The organism is Bradyrhizobium sp. (assembly GCF_017881085.1).
In the GTDB taxonomy this organism is placed as follows: Bacteria; Pseudomonadota; Alphaproteobacteria; order Rhizobiales; family Xanthobacteraceae; genus Bradyrhizobium.
The window spans coordinates 1-8,473 of sequence record NZ_JADGRI010000237.1 but is presented as its reverse complement, the minus strand read 5'-3'; the positions used below and the strand labels follow the sequence as shown (position 1 = coordinate 8,473).

Annotated in this window: 8 protein-coding genes and 1 pseudogene; 1 reads left to right on the top strand and 8 read right to left on the bottom strand. The window is 61.9% G+C overall.

What is annotated here, in order from left to right; translation table 11 throughout:
- From QZ213_RS20100 to QZ213_RS20075, 8 genes and pseudogenes are all read right to left on the bottom strand, one after another.
- The coding region (locus tag QZ213_RS20100) for a hypothetical protein (RefSeq protein WP_291687846.1) at positions 1-367 on the bottom strand (367 nt) is incomplete at its 3' end.
- A gap of 86 nt (positions 368-453) precedes the next feature.
- Positions 454-3,606: an adenylate/guanylate cyclase domain-containing protein gene (locus QZ213_RS20095; protein ID WP_291687845.1), complete on the bottom strand. Its 3,153-nt coding sequence runs from the start codon at positions 3,604-3,606 to the stop codon at positions 454-456.
- A 60-nt stretch (positions 3,607-3,666) separates the two neighbouring features.
- Positions 3,667-3,789 (bottom strand): annotated as a pseudogene (locus QZ213_RS27210) (zinc-ribbon domain-containing protein); the annotation flags it as partial.
- Between the two features lie 181 nt (positions 3,790-3,970).
- Positions 3,971-4,126: a zinc ribbon domain-containing protein gene (locus QZ213_RS27205; protein ID WP_365885078.1), complete on the bottom strand. Its 156-nt coding sequence runs from the start codon at positions 4,124-4,126 to the stop codon at positions 3,971-3,973.
- 262 nt (positions 4,127-4,388) lie between these two features.
- Complete coding sequence (gene purD / locus QZ213_RS20090; protein ID WP_291687844.1) at positions 4,389-5,669, bottom strand: phosphoribosylamine--glycine ligase; 1,281 nt, start codon at positions 5,667-5,669, stop codon at positions 4,389-4,391.
- A gap of 204 nt (positions 5,670-5,873) precedes the next feature.
- Positions 5,874-6,182 carry a transcriptional regulator gene (locus QZ213_RS20085; protein WP_291687843.1) on the bottom strand — a complete coding sequence of 103 codons (309 nt, stop codon included), beginning with the start codon at positions 6,180-6,182 and terminating at the stop codon, positions 5,874-5,876.
- 4 nt (positions 6,183-6,186) lie between these two features.
- Positions 6,187-6,741, bottom strand: a complete 555-nt coding sequence (locus QZ213_RS20080) for a hypothetical protein (RefSeq protein ID WP_291687842.1) — start codon at positions 6,739-6,741, stop codon at positions 6,187-6,189.
- Positions 6,738-7,733: an alpha/beta hydrolase gene (locus QZ213_RS20075; RefSeq protein WP_291687841.1), complete on the bottom strand. Its 996-nt coding sequence runs from the start codon at positions 7,731-7,733 to the stop codon at positions 6,738-6,740. Before QZ213_RS20075 ends, QZ213_RS20080 begins: the two co-directional genes overlap by 4 nt.
- A gap of 146 nt (positions 7,734-7,879) precedes the next feature.
- Here QZ213_RS20075 and xseA point away from each other — a divergent pair.
- Positions 7,880-8,473, top strand: a 594-nt coding sequence (gene xseA / locus QZ213_RS20070; RefSeq protein ID WP_291687840.1) for an exodeoxyribonuclease VII large subunit, incomplete at its 3' end; no start/stop codon positions are given.

Genomic DNA, 8,473 nt, shown 5'->3' with positions numbered 1-8,473 from the left:
CCACCGCGACGCCCTGCGTCCCGGGCAGGGACTGCGCCACGACCTCCTCGGCGCGGAACGGCTCCTGGCCGCCCGGCCGGATCGTGTCGACGTTGGCGACGTTGTCATTATTGCGCAAGGCGTGGATTTCGCTCTCGGTAAGCTGCACGCTGACGATCGGCGCTTCATATTGGTTTACGTCATATCCAACTACCTGGTCTTCGGTTGGAGGCTGGTCAGCACCTGTTGCCAGCGTTGCGGCGTCAAGAAAATGTGCACGGGTTCCTTTCGCCAGAGCCCCTCGCACGATCTCAAGCTTATCGATTTGCCGGTCGGGACGCTGATCCTTCGGCTTGAAGGTAACGATCACCGATTTGCGCGCCGACATGATGCCCTCCCTGCTCAATCACTGATACGGCCTAGCAATTGATAGCACGCTGCGGGCCTCCGGTTATGATCTAGTTCACAGCGAGCTTATCCCCAGAACCGCATTTCCATCGCGCCAACCAGCGAGTTGGAGATGTCGCGATGACGCTCCGCATCGGATTTCCGGTGACCGAGGTCGAACCCATTGGCGAGCCCTCTGTGGCAGTTCGCCTCCAGAGGTCGCATGCCCAGTTCCTCGGCGGCCGCCAGACTCGCGGTCAGCCAAGCCTTTGCTTCGCTTAGGTTTCCCCGGTGGAGGTCAATTTCACCAAGCATTCGCAATGAATAAGCCTCGTTTGCCCGCTCTCCGTGTTTGCGGGCGAGCTCGAGGGCGCGCGTGGCCGCCTTCAGCGCATCGGCCTCCCGGCCCAAGGTTAGGTAAGCCTCACTGGCATAAGCAAGACGCAAGGAATGACGCGCCACAAATCCCCGAGATTCTGCAATTTGAACGCTCTGTTCAAGAATCGGAACTCCCTCGTTCGCCCGGCCGGCGAGCGAGAGCGCATAGCCAAGATGAAGTGCAACGAAGGCGAACCCAACCGGGCTGTCCGCAAAGGCTCCCGCCGCCAGCGCCCGCTCGAACGAGCGCAGCGCCCTCCGCAGGTTTCCCTGACGCAATGCTACAACCCCGAGACCGAGATGGGCGTAGCCGCAACTGAAGGGATGATTGGCGTCTTCAGCGATGCGAAGGGCATCTTCGGCGATATTGTACGCTTCGGAAAATTTACCGGTTTCGGCAAGGCCCCACGCAATGAAACTGCGCGCGAACGAGGACGGCAGGACAAACATCCCGAAACGCTCGCTGACCAGATTGCCTTCGAGATGGGTGGCATTCCAGCCGAAATATTCGCGTGCCTTGACGTAGTCCCCTCGGGTGTGGTGCGCCAATCCCAGCGGCAAATTCGTAACGACTTGCAGCGGCAAGTCCGAAAGTTGCTGCGCAACCGTGAGGGCCTTTTCTCCCGCCTCGACCGATTCTCCGTATTTACCGAGCATCCAGAACTGTTCGGTCAAATAGGACTGCACCCATCCCATCCGCTGATTGTCGCCAATCTGATCAGCCAGTTGCCCGGCCTCGCGCAGATAGGATGCGATACGTTCCCGATCGCCCAGCGGCTGAAGCACGTTGCGGATATCGAAGCGAATGTCGATCGCCTTCTGCAGTGTATCGATGCTCTCCGGCAGTTGCGCCAGCGCTTCCAGGGCCTGCTCGAAAAGGATCACCGCTTCGGGATAGGCCTCCCGATCTGCAGCCTTGGTGCCCGCCTGACGCAGATACATGACGGCTTTTTCCGGAAGCTGGCCGCGCAACGCATGGTCCGCCAGCCGCTCCACCTGCTCGCCAATGCGGCCGGCATATTGGGTTTCTATCGCCTTCACGACGCGCTGGTGTATTTCGCGCCGCCGATCGTTACGCAACCCGGCATAAGCGACATCGTGAGTGAGCGCGTGTTTGAAGGAAAACTGAAGATCGGGGTAAAGCTGCGTGGTGTAGAGAAATTCGGCTGCTTGCAGATTGTTGAGAATGCCGCGGATTTCGCCATCGTCCAGACTGGAGATCTCGTGCAGCAGCGACAGAGGAATGTCATGTCCGACAACTGACGCTTCCTGAAGCAGCCTCTTTTCAATTGTCGGCAGGGCGTCTATGCGCGCGGCCAGTACGGCCTGCACCGTAGGCGGGATCTCATTCCCTGAAAATGGCTTCCTGATCTTGTAATTCTCGCGGGTTCCCTCGAGCACGCCACGATCCACCAGGGTGCGAACGAGCTCTTCTACAAAAAATGGATTTCCACCCGCGCGATCATGAACAAAGCTTTTCAGGCTCGCGAGAGCGGGGTCTGATCCCAGCAGCGAATCCAGAAGGGCGGTAAGGCTTTCGCTCTCAAGAGGCTCGAGACGCAGGTTGCGGTAATTCGGGCGGCCCTTCCATTCGTCTTGGAATTCAGGACGATAAGTTACCAATAGCAGCAGGCGTGCGTCGCGCGCATTGACGACGATCTCGTTGAGCAGGCCCAGAGTAAGGGAATCGTTCCAATGCAGATCCTCGAAGACCGCGACAACAGGCTGCACCCGGTTTTCACTCAGCAGCAGTCGCGTAATCGCGTGGAAGGTATGCTGTCGGTGCTGGAGAGGATCGAGCAGCTGGAATGGATGTCCGGCATCCAGCGCGTCCAGCAGATCGAGCACAGGCGGTATCGCGTCCTGCAACGAGGGGTCGAGCGCCAGAATCTTGCCCGTCACCTTCTCGCGGATGGATTTTGCGTTGTCGCGCAGATTGATCTTGAAATAGTAATGCCGGAGCAGTTCGATAACCGGCAAATAGGATGCCGCATGACCATATGAAGCGGAGTTGGTCTCCAGAATCAAACAGCCTGCCGTCTGCGGCGAATGAACAAATTCATGGATAAGACGTGACTTGCCCATGCCGGGTTCGCCAACAACGGCCAAGACCTGACCGTGACCGCCTCGGGCTTGGTCGAGGGCCTGACTGAGCTGTCGAAGTTCCAGCGCTCGGCCGACGAAGGGCGTCAATCCTCGCCAGGCAGACGCTTGAAATCTCGTCCGCTCAGAGCCGCCATCGGTGATCTCAAAGACCTCGACGGGGTACGCCAGTCCCTTTATCGGCATCGCGCCGAGAGATTTTGCCTTGACGTATCCTTCGACGAGCCTCGCGGTATCGGCACTGGCAAGCACCGAGCCCGGCATTGCCATTTGTTCCATGCGGGATGCCAAATGCGCGGTCTGCCCAACGACGGTGTAGTCCATGTAGAGATCATTGTTGATCGACGAGACGACGATTTCTCCGGAATTGACGCCGACGCGGATCGTTACGGGTATGCCGTGAGTTCGGCGAACCTGTTCAGCATAACGCGCGATCGTTTGCTGCATTCTGAGAGCCGAATAACACGCGCGAACCGCATGATCTTCATGGGCGAGAGGGGCGCCGAAAAGGGCCATGATCCCGTCTCCCATGACCCTGTTGACCATGCCCTCATAGTGGTGGACTGCTTCCAGCATGTTATCGAGGACGGGATCGAGCAGCCGCTGCGCCTCTTCCGGATCGCGATCCGCTATTATTCCCAGAGACCCGACGATATCCGCAAACAGCACAGTGACCTGCTTGCGTTCACCTTCAAAATCGCCTTTCGATGTCAGTATCCGGTCAGCGAGATGCTTTGGTGTATAGTTGTCAGGTGACAAGAACCGGTTCGTCGCGCGATATTCGCCATCCGATCTGATCGGATGCGCGCATTGCGAGCAGAACCGGGCTCCCGGCAAAATCAGGTTTCTGCAGTTTGGGCACGTGTGTGCGAAAGGAGCGGCGCACGCCTCACAGAATCGGGCGTCAATCCGGTTCTCGTGTTGGCACCTCAAACATTTCATCTGAGCCATCAGCTGCGCGTGGCGACCGGAGGCGATAATCTACTGCCGGTAGCAACGCACAACAACCAATAAGGCGGGCCTAGGTACCCGGCTGCCCCACTGGAGAATTCAGCTTCGAGGTGTTCGGCCGGTGGCACCGCTTCCCGGGTCCAATCCGCCGCTGGCTCCGACCAGATTTTGGTCAGCCGGGAAGCGCCGCCCCGCACTGACCGCAGAAACGGCTCCCAGGTCCATTCAAATGGTGGCAGGCATTGCACCTGGCGCCAAACGGCGTACCACAGCTTTCGCAATAGTCGTTGCCGACCTTGTTTAGGCTCCCGCACTGCCCGCACTGCATGGCCAGCCCCTTCGACGGCACGGACCGTCAATTTGACGGGTCAAATGAGCACAGCTTGATATCTTGCACAATTCCGGCAAGCCCCGCCCGCCCACGGTTCCGTCCAATTGAGGCGATTTTGGCGCGGATTGGCCGGGGCGCATTAGCCGGTTTCGCGCTGAATTGCCACGCGGTCGAGCAGCGGCTTCCGGCAAGGTGGCCGCCGTCCAAGGACGGGCCGGCTCCTCCGATCGAAGGCTCAAAATGGCCGAGGGGATATGCTTTAGCGAGTACGCTCCCGCTCCACCGCCTGCCAGCCGATGTCGCGCCGGCAGAAGCCGTCCGGCCATCGGATGCGGTCGACCGCCGCATAGGCTCGCTGCTGCGCTTCCGCGACCGTCTTGCCGGACGCGCAGACGTTCAGCACGCGGCCGCCATTGGCGAGAATGTGCCCGTCCCTGGAAATCGTGCCGGCATGAAAAATCTCGACGCCCTCGACCTTCGTGGCGTCGTCGAGCCCCTCGATGCGGGTGCCCTTCTTGGTGTCGCCGGGATAGCCGTTCGCCGCCATCACGACCGTCAGCGCGGCTTCCGGAAACCAGCGCAGATCGAAATTCCGCAACTGGCCGTCGCAGGACGCCAGCATCGCCGGCACGATGTCCGACATCATCCGCAGCATCAGCACCTGGCATTCGGGGTCGCCGAAGCGGACATTGTATTCGAACAGCTTTGGGCCGTCCTGCGTCAGCATCACGCCGGCATAGAGCACGCCGCGAAATGGCGTGCCGCGCGCCTTCATGCCGGCAACCGTCGGCAGGATGATCCGCGACATGATCCGGTCGTGAACTTCCTCCGTCACGAAAGGCGTCGGCGAATAGGCGCCCATGCCGCCGGTGTTCGGCCCCTGGTCATGGTCGAACACGCGCTTGTGGTCCTGGGCCGAAGCGAGCGCGATCGCGGTATCGCCGTCGGACAGCGCAAAGAAGCTGATCTCGCGGCCGGTGAGATACTCCTCGATCACGACTTCAGCGCCGGCCGCTCCGAAAGCGCCGACGAACATCATGGCGATGGCGGCTTCCGCTTCGCCCAAGGTCATCGCCACCACCACGCCCTTGCCCGCGGCCAGGCCGTCGGCCTTGACCACGATCGGCGCGCCCTGCTTGCGCACATAGGCCAGCGCGTCGGCGGCGTTATTGAAGCGGCCGTAAGCGCCGGTCGGAATGCCGAACTCGGTGCACAGCGCTTTGGTAAATCCCTTGGAGCCCTCGAGCTGCGAGGCCTGCTTGCTCGGACCGAACGCCTTGATGCCGGCCTTTGCGAGGTCGTCGACGATCCCCGCCGCGAGCGGCGTTTCCGGGCCGACCACGACGAATTCTATCCGCTCGCGTCGGCAGAAATCGATCACCGCGACATGGTCGGCGATATCCAGCGCCACGCATTCGGCTTCCCGCGCGATGCCGGCATTGCCCGGCGCGCACCAGAGTTTTGTCACCAAAGGCGAAGCCGCGATCTTCCACGCCAAGGCGTGTTCGCGGCCGCCGGAACCGAGCAGGAGAATGTGCATGGAGTGCAGCCAAATGAGGGTTTCGAAACCGTGTCGGTTGCACGAGTCCGCCCCCCGCTGCAAGGGGGAAGCTTACCAAACTGCCGTCATTCCGGACGGCGCGCCAGCGCCTATCCGGAATCCCGAAGTTGTTTGGCACATATGCTCTTCAGCTCGAGCTTCCGGGTTCGCTCGCGTTGCGAGCGCCCCGGAATGACGGCCTGGTTACGGCTGCCGCGCCGAGGCCGCGATGATCTCCTGCAGCGTCGCCACGTGGCGGGCGAAGGCGCCGCGGCCGGCAGCGGTGGCGGTGACCGTCGTCTGCGGCTTCTTGCCGACAAAGGCCTTTTCGACCGCGACATAGCCGGCCTTCGAAAGCGTCTCGATATGGGCGCCGAGATTGCCGTCGGTGGCGCCGGTCAGTTTTTTCAGCCGAGAGAATTCAAGCCCCGGGGCGGCGGCCGGCAGCGCATTCAGCGCCGCCATGATCTTCAGCCGCAGCGGCTGGTGGATGATGTCGTCGAGCTCGGCCATCGCGCTAGCTCCGGCGCATCCAGAGGCCGCCCAGCATCAGCCCGCCGCCATTGACAAAGGCCATCCACAGGTCGAAGGCCTCGCCGACGAAAAAATAGCCGATCAAAGTGAGTGCGATGATGGAAAGGCCGATCGCCACGAATGCCAATCCGACCCACAGCCCGACGATCGTGTAGACCATCATGAAATAGAGCGGCCAGAACGTTCCCATCTGGCGCGGCGTGAAATGCCCGAGCCAGCACGAGAATATTCCGAACGCGATGAAAAGCAGGAACGCCACGAAGATCCTGATATCGAAACTGCGAATGCCGGACCGCGCGCGATTGAGCGCGCTGATGAGCGCCCACCCGGCGGTTCCCGCGACATAGACCGCGACCCAGGCGTAACCGGCGTGGCGCGGCGACAGCCAGGTCACGAGATAGCCCACGAATGTCAGCGCCCCCCACAGGATCAGCATCCGGCTGGTGAGATCGTAAATCCTGGACTGGCGAACGCGACGGACGATGGAGTCGATATCCGACAGCGCGGAAGCGGCTTCACTGGAATCGATGCTGGTCATGATCCGCCCCCTGCTTTGACCACATCGTCGGCGATCGCAGAAACCGCGGCGGGATCGCTGACGATCCCCATGTGATTGACGCCGTCGACCAGGGTAACGGATGCGCGCGGGCCAATGGCCTCCCGGTACTTGTCGGGAAACATCAGCTCATCGGCGGCGCCGGCGAACAATGCGACCGGCCGGGCGGCGGCGGAAAGATCTTCGCGATAGTCGCGCGAGCTGCCGAAATTGCGCATCAGGCGATAGGAATAGGTCGATGCCAGGATCGCGCTCGAATTCGGAGCCACCGCGAAGGCGATGGTCGGCAGCGATTCGCAGCAGAGGATTCCGAGCCGGTGCAGCACCGAAAGCCCGAGGGAACGCGGAATGTCGGGGCTGGCCCAGCCGCCCGCGTCTTTCCGGCTGCTCGGCGCGTCGTAGCCGAGATAGGGCGCAAGCAGCACCGTGCGCACGAACAGGTTCTGGATCGGCGAGCCGGCGACCCGCAGCGCGAAGCCGCCGCCGGAGGAATGGCCGATCAGCGTCAGCGGTGCGGTGGGATTGGCCTTGCGGATTTCGCCGACGAAATCGGACATATCGTCCTCGAGCTGGCCGGGATAGGCGATATCGCCGCGCGTGCCGGATCCGCCATGACCGCGAATGTCGGGCGCCCAGGTTTCGACACCGCGCTCGGCAAGACCCTTGGCCAGCGCGTGGACGGCGACGCTCGACCCCGACGAGCCATGTATGACGATGGCGGCCTGCCCGTCCGCCGGCGCGCGAGCCGGGTAGTGCCGGTAGGCGAGTTCCGTGCCGTCGCGGGCATGAAAGCGATCGAGCCCGGGCATGCCGCTGCGGTCCACGGCGCGCGCCGTCGCCGAAATCGAGGTCAGTTCGGGTGGCCGCTGCAGTGGCGTGGCAATCAATATCGCCAGCACCGATCCGGTCAGACCGATCAGGGCAAGACCGCAGACGGCGGCCTTCAGGCCGCCCGACGCTATGGTGGCAATCATGATGCAAGCTCCTTCGGCAAAGTTTTGTTCTGGAAGCAGAGAACTCTGTAATACAGAGTAATCTATAGGTCAAGTCCCGATTTGCGGCTGCGACTAAAATCCCTACCTTGTGCCCTGTTCAGAAAACCCCGAATCGATTGTCCGAGATGGCCGCCCTTGAAGCCCTGATCAACGCGCCGGAATTCACGGTGTCCGAGCTGTCCTCCGCGCTGAAGCGGACGGTGGAGGACACTTTTGGGCGCGTCCGGGTGCGCGGCGAAATCTCCGGCTTCCGCGGGCCGCACTCCTCCGGGCACTGCTATTTCGCGCTGAAGGACGAGAGCGCCAAGATCGAGGCGGTGATCTGGAAGGGCGTCCATGGCCGGATGCGCTTCAAGCCGCAGGAAGGGCTCGAGGTCATCGCCACCGGCAAGCTCACCACCTATCCCGGCTCGTCGAAATACCAGATCGTGATCGAGGCGATCGAGCCCGCCGGCATCGGCGCGTTGATGGCGCTGATGGAAGAGCGCAAGAAGAAGCTCGCCGCCGAGGGACTGTTCGACGAGGCGCGCAAGCAGCTTCTGCCATGGCTGCCGGAGGTGATCGGCGTCGTCACTTCGCCGACCGGCGCCGTGATCCGCGACATCCTGCACCGGCTGGAGGACCGCTTTCCGCGCCGCGTGCTGGTGTGGCCGGTCAAGGTGCAGGGCGAAGGCTCGGCCGAACAGGTCGCTGCCGCCATCCACGGTTTCAACGCCCTG